The 14,458-nt window shown below is 71.1% G+C and carries 13 protein-coding genes, 2 tRNA genes and 1 pseudogene; 4 read left to right on the top strand and 12 right to left on the bottom strand.

Annotated elements, in window-relative coordinates:
- Positions 1–9: 9 nt before the first annotated feature.
- From E9998_RS14770 to E9998_RS14740, 7 genes are all read right to left on the bottom strand, one after another.
- The gene (locus E9998_RS14770; RefSeq protein ID WP_136530458.1) at positions 10–429 is read right to left on the bottom strand and encodes a MaoC/PaaZ C-terminal domain-containing protein; all 420 of its coding nucleotides are present in this window, start codon (positions 427–429) and stop codon (positions 10–12) included.
- Positions 426–806: an FAS1-like dehydratase domain-containing protein gene (locus E9998_RS14765; RefSeq protein ID WP_158299814.1), complete on the bottom strand. Its 381-nt coding sequence runs from the start codon at positions 804–806 to the stop codon at positions 426–428. The genes E9998_RS14770 and E9998_RS14765 overlap by 4 nt, the downstream gene beginning before the upstream one ends.
- 34 nt (positions 807–840) lie before the next feature.
- Complete coding sequence (rpmG, locus tag E9998_RS14760) at positions 841–1,011, bottom strand: 50S ribosomal protein L33 (protein WP_030144643.1); 171 nt, start codon at positions 1,009–1,011, stop codon at positions 841–843.
- 97 nt (positions 1,012–1,108) lie between these two features.
- Positions 1,109–1,180 (bottom strand) — tRNA-Met (locus tag E9998_RS14755).
- 92 nt (positions 1,181–1,272) lie between these two features.
- A tRNA-Thr gene (locus E9998_RS14750) sits at positions 1,273–1,345 on the bottom strand.
- A gap of 110 nt (positions 1,346–1,455) precedes the next feature.
- On the bottom strand, positions 1,456–3,915 hold the full coding sequence (locus E9998_RS14745; RefSeq protein ID WP_158299813.1) for a putative bifunctional diguanylate cyclase/phosphodiesterase: 2,460 nt from the start codon (positions 3,913–3,915) through the stop codon (positions 1,456–1,458).
- Positions 3,916–3,985: 70 nt separating this feature from the next.
- Positions 3,986–4,171, bottom strand: coding sequence for a hypothetical protein (locus E9998_RS14740; RefSeq protein ID WP_136530455.1), 186 nt, complete (start codon positions 4,169–4,171; stop codon positions 3,986–3,988).
- A 271-nt stretch (positions 4,172–4,442) separates the two neighbouring features.
- On the opposite strand from E9998_RS14740, the pseudogene E9998_RS14735 reads away from it, so the two are divergent.
- From E9998_RS14735 to E9998_RS14730, 3 genes and pseudogenes are all read left to right on the top strand, one after another.
- Positions 4,443–5,111: pseudogene (locus E9998_RS14735) on the top strand (biliverdin-producing heme oxygenase); the annotation flags it as partial.
- On the top strand, positions 5,094–5,414 hold the full coding sequence (locus tag E9998_RS27095; RefSeq protein ID WP_204745457.1) for a DUF2470 domain-containing protein: 321 nt from the start codon (positions 5,094–5,096) through the stop codon (positions 5,412–5,414). The pseudogene E9998_RS14735 and the gene E9998_RS27095, both read left to right, overlap by 18 nt.
- A 181-nt stretch (positions 5,415–5,595) precedes the next feature.
- Positions 5,596–6,363 carry a M23 family metallopeptidase gene (locus E9998_RS14730; protein WP_136530453.1) on the top strand — a complete coding sequence of 256 codons (768 nt, stop codon included), beginning with the start codon at positions 5,596–5,598 and terminating at the stop codon, positions 6,361–6,363.
- 4 nt (positions 6,364–6,367) lie between these two features.
- Here E9998_RS14730 and pcrA read toward each other — a convergent pair whose 3' ends face one another.
- The 4 genes from pcrA to E9998_RS14710 all read right to left on the bottom strand — a co-directional run bounded on the left by pcrA (position 6,368) and on the right by E9998_RS14710 (position 11,860).
- On the bottom strand, positions 6,368–8,605 hold the full coding sequence (pcrA, locus tag E9998_RS14725) for a DNA helicase PcrA (protein ID WP_136530452.1): 2,238 nt from the start codon (positions 8,603–8,605) through the stop codon (positions 6,368–6,370).
- A gap of 60 nt (positions 8,606–8,665) precedes the next feature.
- On the bottom strand, positions 8,666–8,935 hold the full coding sequence (locus tag E9998_RS14720; RefSeq protein WP_136530451.1) for a chorismate mutase: 270 nt from the start codon (positions 8,933–8,935) through the stop codon (positions 8,666–8,668).
- A 269-nt stretch (positions 8,936–9,204) separates the two neighbouring features.
- Positions 9,205–10,323 (bottom strand): Cys-Gln thioester bond-forming surface protein, encoded by a 1,119-nt coding sequence (locus tag E9998_RS14715; RefSeq protein WP_136530450.1) that lies wholly within the window; start codon positions 10,321–10,323, stop codon positions 9,205–9,207.
- A gap of 391 nt (positions 10,324–10,714) precedes the next feature.
- Positions 10,715–11,860 (bottom strand): Cys-Gln thioester bond-forming surface protein, encoded by a 1,146-nt coding sequence (locus E9998_RS14710; RefSeq protein WP_136530449.1) that lies wholly within the window; start codon positions 11,858–11,860, stop codon positions 10,715–10,717.
- Positions 11,861–12,090: 230 nt separating this feature from the next.
- On the opposite strand from E9998_RS14710, the gene E9998_RS14705 reads away from it, so the two are divergent.
- Positions 12,091–13,341 (top strand): phosphatidylserine decarboxylase, encoded by a 1,251-nt coding sequence (locus E9998_RS14705; RefSeq protein ID WP_204745450.1) that lies wholly within the window; start codon positions 12,091–12,093, stop codon positions 13,339–13,341.
- A 192-nt stretch (positions 13,342–13,533) separates the two neighbouring features.
- Here E9998_RS14705 and E9998_RS14700 read toward each other — a convergent pair whose 3' ends face one another.
- Positions 13,534–14,451: an NUDIX hydrolase gene (locus tag E9998_RS14700; RefSeq protein ID WP_136530447.1), complete on the bottom strand. Its 918-nt coding sequence runs from the start codon at positions 14,449–14,451 to the stop codon at positions 13,534–13,536.
- Between the last annotated feature and the right edge of the window lie 7 nt (positions 14,452–14,458).

The raw sequence follows: 14,458 nt of genomic DNA, 5'->3' as shown, positions 1-14,458 counted from the left end.
TCTTTGCGTCTAGTTCGCGGTGAGGGTCGCCCGGGCCGGGGCCAGGACGCGTTCGCCGCCGCTGGTGACGGTCACGGTCAGTTCGACCGAGTCCGCGTCGGCCCTGCGGACCTTCGCCTCGACCACGAGGTCGGCGCCGCCGTCGGCGGGCACGACCACGGGACGCGCGAAGCGCGCGGAGAACTCGGTGAGGCGCAGGGTCTCACCGGTGGACGCGGCCCATTCGAGGACCGCCCGGGAGACCAGGCCCATCGTGTACATGCCGTGGGCGATGACGTCGGGGAGCCCGGCGGCCTCGGCCGCGGCCTCGTCGAGGTGGATGGGGTTGTGGTCGCCGGAGGCGTCGGCGTAGGCGACGAGGTCCGAGCGCACCACGGTGAAGGGGGTCGTGAACGCGGTCTCGCCCGCGGTGAGGTCCGCGAGACTCATGAGGGGTCTCCCGCCACGAACAAGGTGGTCCACACCTCGGCGGCGAGGCCTTCGGCGTCGGTGACACCGGTGTGGAGGGCGAGGAGGTCGTTCCCGGCCACGGTCTTGACCGACTCGACGGTGACGGTGCACGCGACGGCGTCGCCCGCCCGCAGCTCGCGGTGGTACGCGAAACGCTGCTCGCGGTGGAGCACCCTGCTGAAGTCGAGACCGAATTCGGGGTCGTCGACGAGCGGGTCCGCCGCGGGCAGCGTGAGCGATATCAAGTAGGTGGGGGGTACCGATCCGTCGTCGGCCAGTCCGAGGGACCGGGCGAAACGGGTCACCGACTCGGCGGTGATCGTCACCGGTGCGGTGGTCGGCAAGGACCGGCCCACATACGAAGGATTGAGCATGTGCCGGGCTGGAGGACTAGCGGGTCTCTTTGTGGACCTGCGAGGTCTTGCAGCGGCGGCAGTACTTCTTGAGCTCGAGCCGGTCGGGGTTGTTCCGACGGTTCTTCTTCGTGATGTAGTTGCGCTCCTTGCACTCCACGCACGCCATGGTGATCTTGGGGCGGACGTCAGTAGCCTTGGCCACGATGAGTGCCTTCCTCTTGACCGAACCGGCCGGTGGGCCGGTTCTACGAACGAAACAAAGCGTCGACCAGCATACCTCGGTGGTCGACGCTTTACAAAAGTAGCGATGGGCAGGATCGAACTGCCGACACAACGATTATGAGTCGTTTGCTCTACCACTGAGCTACACCGCCGTGCGCTCACTGCCACCTCGACGTCCCGCCTGGAACGGAGGGACCGTGTGAGCAGTACCGCACTCCGTTCCGAAGGAATCGGAGTGCTACCGAGCCCCCTTACGGAATCGAACCGTAGACCTTCTCCTTACCATGGAGACGCTCTGCCGACTGAGCTAAGGGGGCGTTCGCGAAGCTTCCCTCGCGGCCTTGACAAGAGTACATGACGGCGGCGGCTCCGCCGAAGCGGGGCCCGCCCTGCGGCGCGTGCCACAGGCGCCTCCGGGGCCCGCGGATCAGCCCAGGTTCTCCAGCCAGGCGGCGAAGCGGTCGGGCGGCAGAGGGCGCGAGAAGTAGTAGCCCTGGCCGGCCTCGCACTCCAGCTCGCGCAGCTCCTCGACGGTCCGGTGCGCCTCGATGCCCTCGGCGACGACCTCGATGGCGAAGTGGCGGGCGAGGCCGAGCACGGCCTCCACGATCGCCCGGTCGTCGGCGTCGGTCGCCATGCCCTGCACGAACCGCAGGTCGATCTTGATCTCCTGGACCGGCAGGCGCCGCAGGTACGCCAGCGAGGAGTACCCGGTGCCGAAGTCGTCCACCGACAGGCGCACGCCCATCGCGTGGAGCCGGTCGAGCGCGGGCGTCAGGCGCGGCTCGGCGGAGACCACGTCGTCCTCGGTGATCTCGAACGTCAGCCGCTCGGGGGGCACGCCGTGGCGCTCCAGGAGGGCCGCGACGGCGTCGGGGAAGCCCGCGTCGGCGAGCGTGCGCGGCGACAGGTTGACGGCCATCGGCAGCGGCCCGTCGGCCCTGGCCCACTCGGCCGAGCGGCGCAGGGCCTCGTCCAGGACGATCTCGGTGAGCTGGCCGAGCTGCCCGGTGGAGGCCGCGATCGGGATGAACTCCTCGGGGGCGACGAGCCCGAAGGTCGGGTGGGGCCAGCGCACGAGCGCTTCGGCGCCGATGACGGCGCCGGGCTCGCCGAGGTCCCGGTCGAGGCGGACCTTCGGCTGGAAGTGCACTTCGAGCTTGCGGCGGTCGAGGGCGCGGCGAAGGTCGGCGGCGAGGCCGATGCGGCGCAGGCTCTCCGACTCCAGGCCCGAGTGGTAGAGCTGGACGCCGTCGGCGGCGTGCTTGGCCTGCCTGGTGGCGCCGTCGGCGCGTTTGAGGAGCTCGTCGGCGTCGGCGGCGAAGTCGGGGTGGGTGACGACGCCGACGGCGGCCGAGAGGCTCACGGCGACGCCGCCGACCTCGAAGGGCCCCTGGAGTTCGGTGCGCAGGCGCCGGGCGGTCTCGACGGCGGCGTCGGTGGAGGCGAGGCGGGTCTGGAGGATGAACTCGTCGGAGTCGATGCGGCCGATGAAGGACGCGGCGGGCGCGTGGGCCTTGAGGCGGCGGGCGAACTCGGCGAGGGCGGTGTCCCCGGCCTCGTGGCCGAGCGCGTCGTTGATCTCGTGGAGGGCGTCCACATCGAACATGAGCACGGCGACGACCTCGCCGGGCACGGTGATCGACAGGGCCTCCTGGAGCGCCTCAAGGGACCGGCGGCGGCTCGGGAGGCGCGTGAGCGGGTCGTGGTAGGCGTCGTAGCGCAGCTGGTCGAGCAGGCGCTCGTTCTGGACGGCGATGCCGACGTTGGCGGCGATGGTCTCCAGGAGCTGGAGGTCGACGGGCACGAAGTGGGAGATCTCGCCGCCGATGCGGTCGGCCACGGAGAGGCAGCCGTAGACCTCGTCGCCCGAGCGCAGGGGCACGAGCATGGCCCCGCGCAGTCCCGCGGCCTCGAGGGCCTCGCGCTGGGCCCGCGTGCCGTTGCGGGGGTTGAGGAGCACGCCCCTGCCGGAGTCCATGACCTCCTGCTGGAGGCCGTCGGGGACCGGGTCGAGGTCGGTGAGCCCCTGGTCGTCGAGCGAGGAGGTGAGCCGGATCTGCGGGTAGCGGCCCGCGGCGGGGACCCACACGGTGGCGGTCTCGGCCGACAGGATGTCCCGCAGGCGCCCGAGCATGGCGTCGATGAGCCGTTTGGTGTGGACGGAGTCGACCACGAGCTGCGTGAACTCGTTGAGCTCGCGGAGCACTTGGCGCTGCCGGCGCAGGACCGCGTAGCTGCGGGCGAGGTAGATGAAGGCGGCGACGACGGCGGCGATGAGCACGCCGGTCCAGATGCTCGCGTCGAGCAGGACGAGGAACATGACGCCGACGCAGGCGCCGAGGACGGGGCCGATGAGCGTGAGGACGAAGCCGATCCAGGCCTTGACGACGCTCTTCCATCCTGAGAGGGCGTACAGCATCGCCGAGATGAACACGGTCGTCACGATGCCGGTGATGACGATCGCGGAGATGAGGACGAACCAGGTGCGGGGATCGGAGGCGGCGCCGAGGCCGAGGTAGTCGACGTAGAGGACCGTCACCGTGGTCCCGGCGGTCACGAGGCCGGTGTTGAACAGCGGCTTGAGCACGCCGATGTCCTCGCGGATGTACCGCCACGCGTAGAACAGGAGCGCCGCGAAGCACTTGGTCGCCACCACCCAGAAGGGAGGCAGGTAGAACAGGGCGATGACCAGCGGGATGTCGGTCAGGTTGAACGCGATGCCCATCCCGCGGGCGTGGTACTGGATGAGCACCCGCTGCCCGACGATGAACGCGGCGGCGAAGAGGATCCCCTGGACGACGGGAAAGGCCGGGGGCGGCGAGTACCAGAGGAGGCCCGCCGCCCCGGCTACGACCATGGTGCCGGTGATCACCCAGGGCAGCACCCGGAAGAGTGTCGGGTACCGCTCCCTTGTCACCGGCATCGCACGTCGACCATGTCCGGGCTCTCGGTCGTTAGTTGATCTCGCCCGAGACGGACGTCGAGTAGACGACCGGTTCGCTGGGGGCGGACGCGGAGTTGATCTCCCCGGACACCCCTCCGGCGGCGGCCGCGGACGCGGTTCCGGCGATGATGCCGAGCGCAATGAGGCCCGTCGCCGCGATGGCGCCGAGTCGCTTGAAGAGTCTGACCGGTTTCACGAGGCCTCCCGTGAGGTGTGAGTACGTGCTGTCAAGGGGACCAGTTGAGCCAATGTTGCCACAGTCGGATCGCGGTAGGGAAGGCTTGCGACCGTGATTCTCGCGCTCTTTCTGGTTGGCCGCACCACCGGGTGCGGTTCACAACATTCTCGCCGATGGGTCGCAGGCGGTCGCTGACGGGTCGGGAGTTCGCTCGCGTCACATCGAGCAGTCATGTAGGTTAGCCTTACCTTACTCCTCCCCCGTTCGCCGTTCGATAAGGAAACCGCCCATGCCTGCCGACACCGCCGCGCCCGCCGGGCCGCTCCCCTTCTCGACCCGGATACGCGAGGCCTCCTGGTCGCGCCATCAGGGTCTCGACCCTTCCGCCGACGAGGCCGACGGGGTGCCCGGCCTGTTCGACCGGCTCTTCGACGGCTCCCTCAGCCTCGGCGACTACACCCGCTGGCACGCGCAGCAGTACTTCGTCTACGCGGCCATCGAGGCCGCGGCCGAGCGCCACGAGGGCGACCCGGTGGCGGGCCCGTTCGTGTTCGCCGAGCTCGCGCGCCTGGACGCGATCGAGGCCGACCTGGCGTTCCTCATGGGACCGAAGTGGCGCTCGGGCGTCGAGCCGCTCCCCGCGACCGCGGCCTACGCCGCCCGCGTCGAGGAGGCCGCCGCGACCCCCGGCGGGTACATCGCCCACGCCTACACCCGCTACCTCGGCGACCTCTCCGGCGGCCAGGCCTTCGGGAAGGCCGCGCGGCGCAACTACGGCTTCGAGGGCCTGGGCGCGGGCTTCTACGTCTTCGAGGGGATCGCGAGCCCCAAGGCGTTCAAGGAGGAGTACCGCTCCCGGCTCGACGCGGTCGACCTGCCCGAGGACGAGCGCGAGCGCGTCATCGAAGAGGTCCTCCTCGCCTACGACCACAACGGGGCGATGCTCGCCGAGCTCGGCGCGAACCTGGGCGCGAACCCGTTCGACCCGAAGGTGATCGCGCAGATCTGCCACCACATGAACACCGACCACGCGGCCGACACGCTCGTCATCTGCCGCGGCGCGGGCGGTCTGCCCGCAGCGGAGTCGGCGCGCATGACCGGCTTCGACGGCGAGGGCGCCGACTTCGCCGCCGCCGTGGACGGCGCCGAGTCGCCGCTGCGCGTGCCGTGGGCCGCGCCGCTGACCGAGCGCGCCGAGGTCCGCCCCGAGATCGTGCGGATCTTCACCGAGTCCAAGGCCCTCCTCGACGCCCGCCCATAGTCGTTCGGTATGTCGCGAATGTCGAGACACGCCGGGCGGTGACGAATCTCGCCCGCCCGGCGGACGCGGCGTTAGTGTGTCCCGGTTGCCACGCTCACGGACGGCCCCCCGGAGCCCCGCCGCCCCGCGGCCCGGCCCCGCGACCCCGTCCTCTGAGCGCTCCGTCGAGCGGGAGGAAAGAGTGTCCGACCACGGACCGGCGGTCGCCCGAACCATCAGGCGCCACGCCGACCGGCCGCACCGAACGAGGGGCCAGCACCGGGCCACGTTCGCGGCAGAGCTCGCGCCGCTCCTGGCCGGGTCCCAGCGCCGCTACACCGCGGTCGTCGGGTCCGCGGTCGCCGGCGCCTCCATCGTCGCCATGGCCACGACCGCCGGGCTGCCCGCCGAGGAGCGGCACGGCTCCTCGCAGGCGGTCGCCGACATCGCCGCGCTCGCCGCCGAGGCGAGCGTCCCCGAGTCCCGCGGGGACGAGTCCGCCGCGCCGCTGGGGACCGGCGCGCCGGGCGAGGTCGTCCAGACCGGACGGACCTCGCCGGTCACCGCGCAGGGCCCGCAGATCGAGTGGACGCCGATGCTCGACCAGATCACCATCACCTCCCTGTTCGGGGAGCGCTGGGGCCGCAACCACAACGGCGTCGACTTCGACGCCGAGACCGGCGACCCGGTCTACGCGGCCTATCCCGGGACGGTCAAGCACGCCGGCTGGGAGTCCGGGTTCGGGAACCTCGTCATCATCGACCACGGGGACGGACTGGAGACGTACTACGCGCACAACTCCGCGGTCGACGTCCAGGTCGGACAGTGGGTGGACGCGGGCGACCTCATCTCCCACGCCGGGAACACCGGCTTCTCCTTCGGCTCCCACGTCCACTTCGAGGTGCATGTGGACGGCAGGCCGGTCGAGCCCCTCGGCTACCTCGCCGAGGCCGGGCTCGACCTGCGCTGAGCGCTCACAGCTTGCTGATCGGCGCCAGCCGCAGGATCACCCATTTGGGTTCGCCGTCGCCGAAGTCGATGCGGGCCTGGGCCCGCGGCCCGGCCCCCTTGAGCTCCACGACGCGCCCGAGCCCCCACTTGTCGTGGCTGACCCGGTCGCCGACGTCGAGCGCGGGCACGTCGGCGGCGTTGCGCACCACGATCGGCTGCCCGAACGAGGGCGACTTCGACTTGACCACGCGCGGCGGCGGCGCCGACTCCGACCACTTGACGAGGTCGCCGGGGATCTCGGCGAGGAACCGGCTCGCCGCGTAGTACTCCGGCTGCCCGAAGATGTTCCGCGTGCCCGCCCGCGTCAGGTGCAGGTGCTTGCGCGCCCGGGTGAGGCCCACGTACGCCAGGCGCCGCTCCTCCTCCAGGTCCCCGGGCTTGTTCATCGACCGCTCGTGCGGGAACAGGCCGTCGTCGAGACCCGTGAGGAACACCGTGTCGAACTCCAGGCCCTTGGCGGTGTGCAGGGTCATGAGGGTGACGACCCCGCCCTCCTCGGCCTCGGGGTCGGGGATCGAGTCGGCGTCCGAGACGAGCGCGACGTGCTCCAGGAAGGACGGCACGTCCGCGTTCAGTTCGGCCTCGTCGTCCTCGACGGTGCCGCGCACCACCTGTTCGGTGAACTCGTGGGCGACGGCGACGAGCTCCTGGAGGTTCTCCACCCGGCCCTCGTCCCTCGGGTCGGTGGACTGCTCCAGCCCTTCGAGGTACCCGGTGTCGGCGATGAGCTTGTCGAGCACCTCCTCCGGCGGCGCGGTGCCCGCCAGCGCGGTGGCCTCGTCCACGATCTCGCAGAACCGCTTGATGCCGGTGCGGGCGCGTCCGGAGACCCCGGGGGCCTCGTCCACGCGGTGGAGCGCGGCCGGGAAGCTGATGCGCAGCCGCGCCGCGAGCGCTTCGACCTCGGCGACCGCGCGGTCGCCGACGCCGCGTTTGGGCACGTTGACGACCCGCATCGCCGAGACCGTGTCGTCGGGGTTCGCCGTGAGCTTGAGGTAGGCGAGCATGTCGCGGACCTCTTTGCGCTCGTAGAAGCGCACGCCGCCGACGACCTTGTAGGGGATGCCGCGGCGCACGAACACCTCTTCGAACGCGCGGGACTGGGCGTTGGTTCGGTAGAAGATCGCGGTGTCGCCGAAGCTCGTCTCCTTGTCGTCCACGAGTTCGTCGATGCGGCCGGCGACCCACGCGGCCTCGTCGTGCTCGTTGTCGCCGGTGTGGCCGAGGATGGCCGAGCCGGTGCCCTCGTCGCTCCACAGCCGCTTCTCGCGCCCGCGCTCGGTGTTGTTGCGGATGACCCCGTTGGCGGCGTCGAGGATCGTCTGCGTGGAGCGGTAGTTCTGCTCCAGGAGGATCGTCTTGGCGTCGGGGAAGTCGCGTTCGAACTCGATGATGTTGCGGATCGTGGCGCCGCGGAAGGCGTAGATCGACTGGTCGGCGTCGCCGACGACGCACAGTTCGGACTTGTCGTCGCCGGTGCCCACGAGTTCGCGCACGAGCGTGTACTGGGCGTGGTTGGTGTCCTGGTACTCGTCGACCATGACGTGGCGGAACCGGAGCCGGTAGGAGCGGGCGACCTCGGGGAACTCGCGGAAGAGCTTGACGGTGGCGCCGATGATGTCGTCGAAGTCGACGGCCTGGGCGAGGCGCAGGCGCTCGTCGTACTGGGCGTACACGTCGGCGACGAGGGCGGCCCGGGCGTCGTCGGCCGCGGCGGCGGCCCGGTCGGGGCCGATGAGCTCGTTCTTGAGCCGGGAGATCTCGGCGGCGAGCCAGCGCGGGGAGTGCTTCTTGGAGTCGAGGCCGAGGTCCTTGACGATCTGGGTGAGCAGCCGCCGGGCGTCGTCGGTGTCGTAGATGGTGAAGCTGGGCTTCCAGCCGAGTCGGTGGGCCTCGCGGCGCAGGATGCGCAGGCACGCGGAGTGGAAGGTGAGGACCCACATGGCGCGCGAGCGGGGGCCGATGAGGCCTTCGACGCGTTCGCGCATCTCGGCGGCGGCCTTGTTCGTGAAGGTGATCGCGAGGATCTCGCCGGGGTGGGCGCCGCGTTCGGCCAGGAGGTAGGCGATGCGGTGGGTGAGGACCCGGGTCTTGCCCGAGCCCGCTCCGGCGACGATGAGCAGCGGTGATCCGGCGTGCTCGACGGCTTGGCGTTGCGGTTCGTTGAGACCGGTCAGTAGTGCCTGCGCTGCGTCATTCATAGGCCCTCAATTATGCCGCGCCGGGTACGACATCCTCCGGCGCGGCAGGGCTGAAACGTCTTAGAGGGGGCCTCTGCCGGCTCTCAGGATGAGCATGGCGATCTGGATGCCGTCGTCGCCGAGAGCGGCGCGGTACTTCTCCAGGATGGCGCGTTCGCGGTCGAGGACGAGGCGGGTGCCGCCGTTGGCCATGCGGATCTCGCCGATGGTCTTGGAGACCTCGGCGCGGCGCTGCCAGAGGCGGAGGATCTCGGCGTCGAGGCCGTCGATCTCGGTGCGCAGCTCGTTGAGGTCGTCGGTGACGACTTCAGGCGACGTGGTGGCGGTCATCAGGGCTTCTCCTAAGTGCGATGCGGATCGAACTCCGGGCGGCCAGCTCTCGGCGAAGCTTGCGAGCCGTCAATGTGCCCAGGCGACAAAAAACCCCGGGCGGTTCGCCCGGGGCAGTAGGTCGGTGTTCAGCGCGACGACCTACGGCTCGGACGGTTCCGGCCGTAGTAAAGGTAAAATCGCGCGCTCTGAGTCACGCCGCAAGTATGCCACACGCCCGCCGGTCTGACCAGCGGGCGTGTGGCGGTTCTCGCAGTGTTCTCGCGGTGTTAAGCCTCGGAGCCCCAGTTGGCGGCGCGGCGGCGGCGCATGAGCACCATCGCGACGATGCCGGCGAGCAGGACCGCGCCGCCGACGGAGGCGACGGTGGTCAGGCTGGAGCCGGTGACGGGGAGCTGCGGCTTGGGCGACTCGGAGGGCACCGCTTCGACGGTGATCTCGAGGTCGAAGTCCGCGGTGTACTCCTCGGTGTGCTGCTCGGCGAGGATGAGGCGCTGGCCGGGGACGTCTTCGCCGCCCTCGACCGGGACGAAGGTGCGCCCGGCGGGGATCGTCCAGGTGAACGTGTCGGTCACGAGGGTGACGGTGGTGCTGGCGGCTTCGGAGAGCTCGACGTAGAAGGTCAGGTCGTCGGTGAACTCGGTGACCTCCTCGCCGTTCTCGTCCACGACTTTGGCGCCTTCGGGCTGGGCGAAGGTGAGGCCGTCGAGGTTGGTGTCGACGGTGTAGGGGCCGACGGTGGTGCCTTCGGCGGCCGCGGCGGTCTCGTCGATCTCGAAGTAGGGCTCGAAGTCGGGCTCGTCGACGGGCGGGGAGTTGTCGAGGAGGTAGTTCATGACGAGGGCGACGGCCGTGTCGGCGCCGGATCCGCCGCCGGTCGGGTCGCCGGTCCGGGAGGCCCAGCCGTCGGTGAGGGTCCAGATGGCGGCCTGGGTGCCCGCGTAGGCGACCTGGTCGGCGGTGTAGCCGTCGAAGGGGTCCTCGGCGTCGCTGCCGGCACCGGCGGCGTCGATGATCGCGCCGGCGTTGGTGCCGTTGTAACCGTTGACGAGGACGCCGAGCACCTCCGGGAGGGCGGCGGGGTCGTCGACGGCGGCTTGGTCCCAGGGGCGCTCCTCGTGGGTGAGCTCCTCTTCGAAGCCGACCTCGATCTGGATGCAGTAGACGGTGCGCTGCTCCCCGTCGCCGAGGTCGATGTAGCGCATCTTCGCCTCGACGTCGTACGCGCTGCCGTTCAGTTGGCCGTTGAGGAGGATGCCGCTCTCGTAGCCGACGGAGCCGGAGGCGCCGTTGTCGCCGTCCTGCGCGTGGCCTGCGGCCGCTCCGCCGAGTGCGAGCGCGAGGCCTGCGGCAGCGGCCAGCGTCCCTTTCAGGGCTTTGGTCATCATGCTGTGATTTCCCTTTGCTGATCCGAGGGATTGACGCGTTTGTTCTTCTTCCGACACGTTAGCGGCCGTCTGCCGGTTGCAAATGACCCGTATCCGGCTGTGAGCTGGGTTTTCGCAGGGACGCAAAGGGAAAGGCGCAGCTCGAATGAGCCGCGCCACTATAACGATTCGGTATCGGCCGCCTTTCGCCTCAAGGGCGGCGGCTTTCAGAGAGCGGTGGGACGGAAGTGGCCGGGACCGGGGCGGATCGCTCGCCCAGGTCCCGGCCGCACCATGCGCCGGGCGTTTCGGTGAACCGCCGGGGCGCGCCCGGTTCCGGACCGTTGGAAGTGGTCCGGACCGCCCCGCGGCAGCGGGCGGGGGCGCTGCGCCCCGCCCGCGTCCGTCGCGTCTAGTGGACCGAGCCCTTGCGGCGCTTGGCGAACGCCATCGCGGTCAGGCCGGCGATGAGGAGCGCGAGGCCGCCGGCGAAGGCGACGCTCAGGCTCGAACCGGTGGTCGGCAGCTGCGGGGCGGGACCGGACTCGGTGGGCCGGTCGGTGGGCGCGTCGAGCGCGAAGCGCCATTCGGCGGGCAGTTCGCCCTCGCGCGGCTGGGCGAGGATGAGCTTCTGGGACTCCCCGGCGGTGAGCGGGTTGACCGCGTCGCCCGAGAGCGACTCGTCGTTCGTGGCGAGGAAGACGCGGCCGACGGGGAGGTCGTAGGCGGCGGTCCCGGAGATCGAGACCTCTTCGCTGCCCTCGTCGAGGACGATCCAGAACTCCTCGCCGTCCTCAAGGGACTCGATCGGGTCGCCGTCGGCGTCCTCCAGGCGGGCGCCCTCGGCCTCCAGCGCGACCGCGCCGGCGTTCGAGCGGATCGTGTACGGGCCGAAGCGCCCGTCCTCGTAGGCGGCGGTGTCGGCGCCTTCGAGGTCCACGGTGAACTCGGAGGGGTCGGGCACGCGGCCCGGCTCCTCGGTGAGGTGCTCGTAGACCTTGAGGACGGCCTCGTCCTCGCCGTCGTTGCCGCCCTTGACCGGGTTGTCCTCCAGCAGGTCCCAGTCGTCGGTGAAGTGCCAGACGGCGGCCTGCGTGCCCGCGTAGGCGACCTCGGCGGTCTCCTGGTCGCTCCAGTCGGGGTTCACCTCGCCGCCGGCCGACTCGATGAGGTCGGCGGCGCCGACGTTCGGGTAGCCGTTGAACAGGACCCAGCGGACCTGTTCGAGGTTGGCGACGCCCGACTCCTCCCAGTGGCCCTCGGCGTAGGGGCTCTCGGTGTCGAGCGGGGTCATGATGTCGATGCAGTAGACGACGAGGGTCTCCTCGGAGCCGTGCGGCGTGAGGCCGAGGACGTTGGCCCACACGTCGTACCGGTCCCCGTCGAAGCCGCCGCGCAGTTCGAGGCCGGGGGCGGTGACGATGTCGCCGGTGACCGGCTCGACCGCGTCCTCCTCCTGCGCCGAGGCCGGGCCGCCGGCGAGGACGGCCGCGAGGGCCGTCGCGGCGCCCAGACCGATGACAGTGGAGCGCGGGGTGCGGAACGTCTTGAGTCTCATCGTGGTTCGGTCCTCCTGGGAGCGGACGTGAGGTGTGTGGGGTCAGCGTGAGCCGCCTGACAAGAGAGGAAACGAGAAGACCCCGCGTGACGGCGCGGCCACTCGACCGAACGATGTGGAGAACCCTCCGAAAGTACGAGGACGAAACCGGACAAGACCGGCTTTGGACCGGCGCCGCAACACGCGAGCGCGGCCCGGGCCGTCCCGGAGGGCGCTCTATAGTCGGGGATATGCCGATCTCGAAAGCCGCCGCTCGCGGCATCACCGACGAATTCGCTCGCCGGAGGGGCCCCAAGACCGGCCTGGTCGTGGGCGCGGCCTGGGGCCACCCGGTGCTCACCGCCGCGCTCGAAGCGCTCATGCCCGCCGACCGGCTCACCGTCGTCGCCGACCCCTCCTCCACAGAGGACCTCAAGGCCTCACTCGCCGCCGAGGGCTCCTGGACGGCCGGGAACGTCACCGTCGTCGCCGCCCTCGCCGACGCCGAACCCGCCGAGGAGGTCATGCTCGCCGCGCCGGTCACCGTCGAGGCCGAGGCCTTCATCGACGACATCGCGCTGCTCCAGGAGAAGGTCGAGCCCGGCGGCGTGCTCTCCTTCGCCGCCACCCTCACCGCGCCCGCCCGCGAGGAGATCGCCGAACTCGTCGCCGAGTACGGCATCGGCACCGACCTCATCGTGCGCTCGCTCCCGCCCGTGCGCATCCACAAGCTCCGCATCGGCTCGGCCTCCAAGCACGAGGGCGAGCCGCGCGCCATCGCCGCCGCCGAGGGCCTCGCCCCCGCCTGGCGCGCCTCCTCGGTCGCCGTCACCCCGAACCTGCACCTCGACTCGAACGGGATCATCGCCGCCGGGCTCCTCCTCGGGACCGCCTGGGCCGCCAAGAAGATCCGGCCCGCCTCGAAGGCGTGGATCGTCCCGGCCCTCGCCGCCGTCCCCGTCGCCGCGTTCTTCCGCGACCCGCAGCGCGAAGCGGACCTGCGCGGCGAGGACGACGAGCCCGAAGCGGTGCTCGCCGCCTCCGACGGGCGCATCATGGCCGTCGAGACCGTCGTGGACGAGCGCTTCGGCGCCGCCACCGGCACCGCCGGCGCCGAATGGCTCCGCATCGCCGCCTACCTGTCGGTCACCGACGTGCACGTCAACCGCGCCCCCGTCGCCGGCGAGGTCGTCGACGTGTTCACCGAGAAGGGCGGCTACGCGAAGGTCAGCGCGCCCGAGGCCGAGCACAACGCCGCCTGCTACACGGTCGTCTCGACCCCCCGCGGACGCGTCGTCGTCGCCCAGCGCACCGGCGCGGTCCTGCGCCGCATCGTCAACCGCACCAAGCCCGGCGCCGCACTCGCCAAGGGCGAACGCTACGGGCTCATCCGCTTCGGCTCCCGCACCGACGTGTACCTGCCCGCCGGCGCCGCCGAAGCCTCGGTCGTGCCCGGCGAGACCGTCCGCGCCGGGGAGACCATCATCGCCAGATGGCGTTAGGGGGTGCCGGAGCATCCCCGGCGAGTCGGTATCCGAGTCCATTCGTTCGCTCGCTGTGCACAGTTACGGCTCGCAAGCATCGCCGAGGCCGCGGAAGGCGAATCGGATACCGGTGTTGTATCCGATTCGCCGACAACGCAGCGAGCGGGCGAATGGGCCGGAGAACGGCCGCCCGGGATGCTCCGGCACCCCCTAAGCCTGGGCGGCGAGGTTCTTCAGGTCGACCACTTGGAGTGCGTCCTCGACGGCCGCCGAGAGCGGCAGGTCGTCGAGGGCCGCCGCGTCCCACCAGCGCGACTCGCTCGTGGAGCCGCCCGCGGCCTCGACCACCTGGGCCGCCGACGGGTCCGGGACCGTGGCGGAGTAGATCGCGCGCACCCCGTGCCAGTCGAGCGGGTAGCCCTCCGGGCCGATCGCCCGCCGGTGCCGGAACGACGTGACGTTGAGCAGGTCCCCGACCAGGGCCTCCTGGCCGGTCTCCTCGTAGATCTCGCGGGAGACCGCCGCGCGCGGCGACTCGCCGAAGTCGACACCGCCGCCGGGCAGGTGCCAGGTGCCGCCGCCGGGATAGCCCTCGGCGATCCGGGCCAGCAGGATGCGGCCCGCGCCGTCGGCCACGACGCCGTACGCGCCGAAGCGCTGGCCGCGGCGACGGCGGCCCTTCTTCGCCTTCGCGGGCGGGACCGGGCGGGTCTCCTGCGGGGCCTTGACCACCGCGCCCGCCAGGCGCTCGTCCTCCAGGCCCAGGCAGGCCGAGACGAACGGCGAATGGGACTCCGCGGCCGCCCGCTCGGGCTCGACCCACTCCACCGACTCCCCCGAGCCGTGGCCGGTGCCCTCTTTGACGTCGGCGGCGTAGACGATCGCGTTCGTGTGGACGCCGCGGCGGGCGACGGCCACCGCCTCCAGCGGCGCGCCCACGACGACCTCGTAGCCGGTGTGCTCGCTGACGAGCCGCTCCGCGGCCCGCTTCGGCGGCTCGCCGTGGTCGATGACCCCGCCCGGCAGGTGCCAGGGCCCGGCCTCGCGCCCCGCGCGCTTCCTGCGGGTCAGCAGGACCCGGCCGCTCTCGTCACGTACCTCCCCGTACGCAGCTATCCGGAATTGCATCCCTCAA

It is taken from the genome of Glycomyces paridis, assembly GCF_004912155.1.
GTDB classification, from domain to species: domain Bacteria; phylum Actinomycetota; class Actinomycetes; order Mycobacteriales; family Micromonosporaceae; genus Glycomyces; species Glycomyces paridis.
Note: the sequence above shows the minus strand (reverse complement) of the source record. Positions and strands in the feature narration are given on the sequence as shown.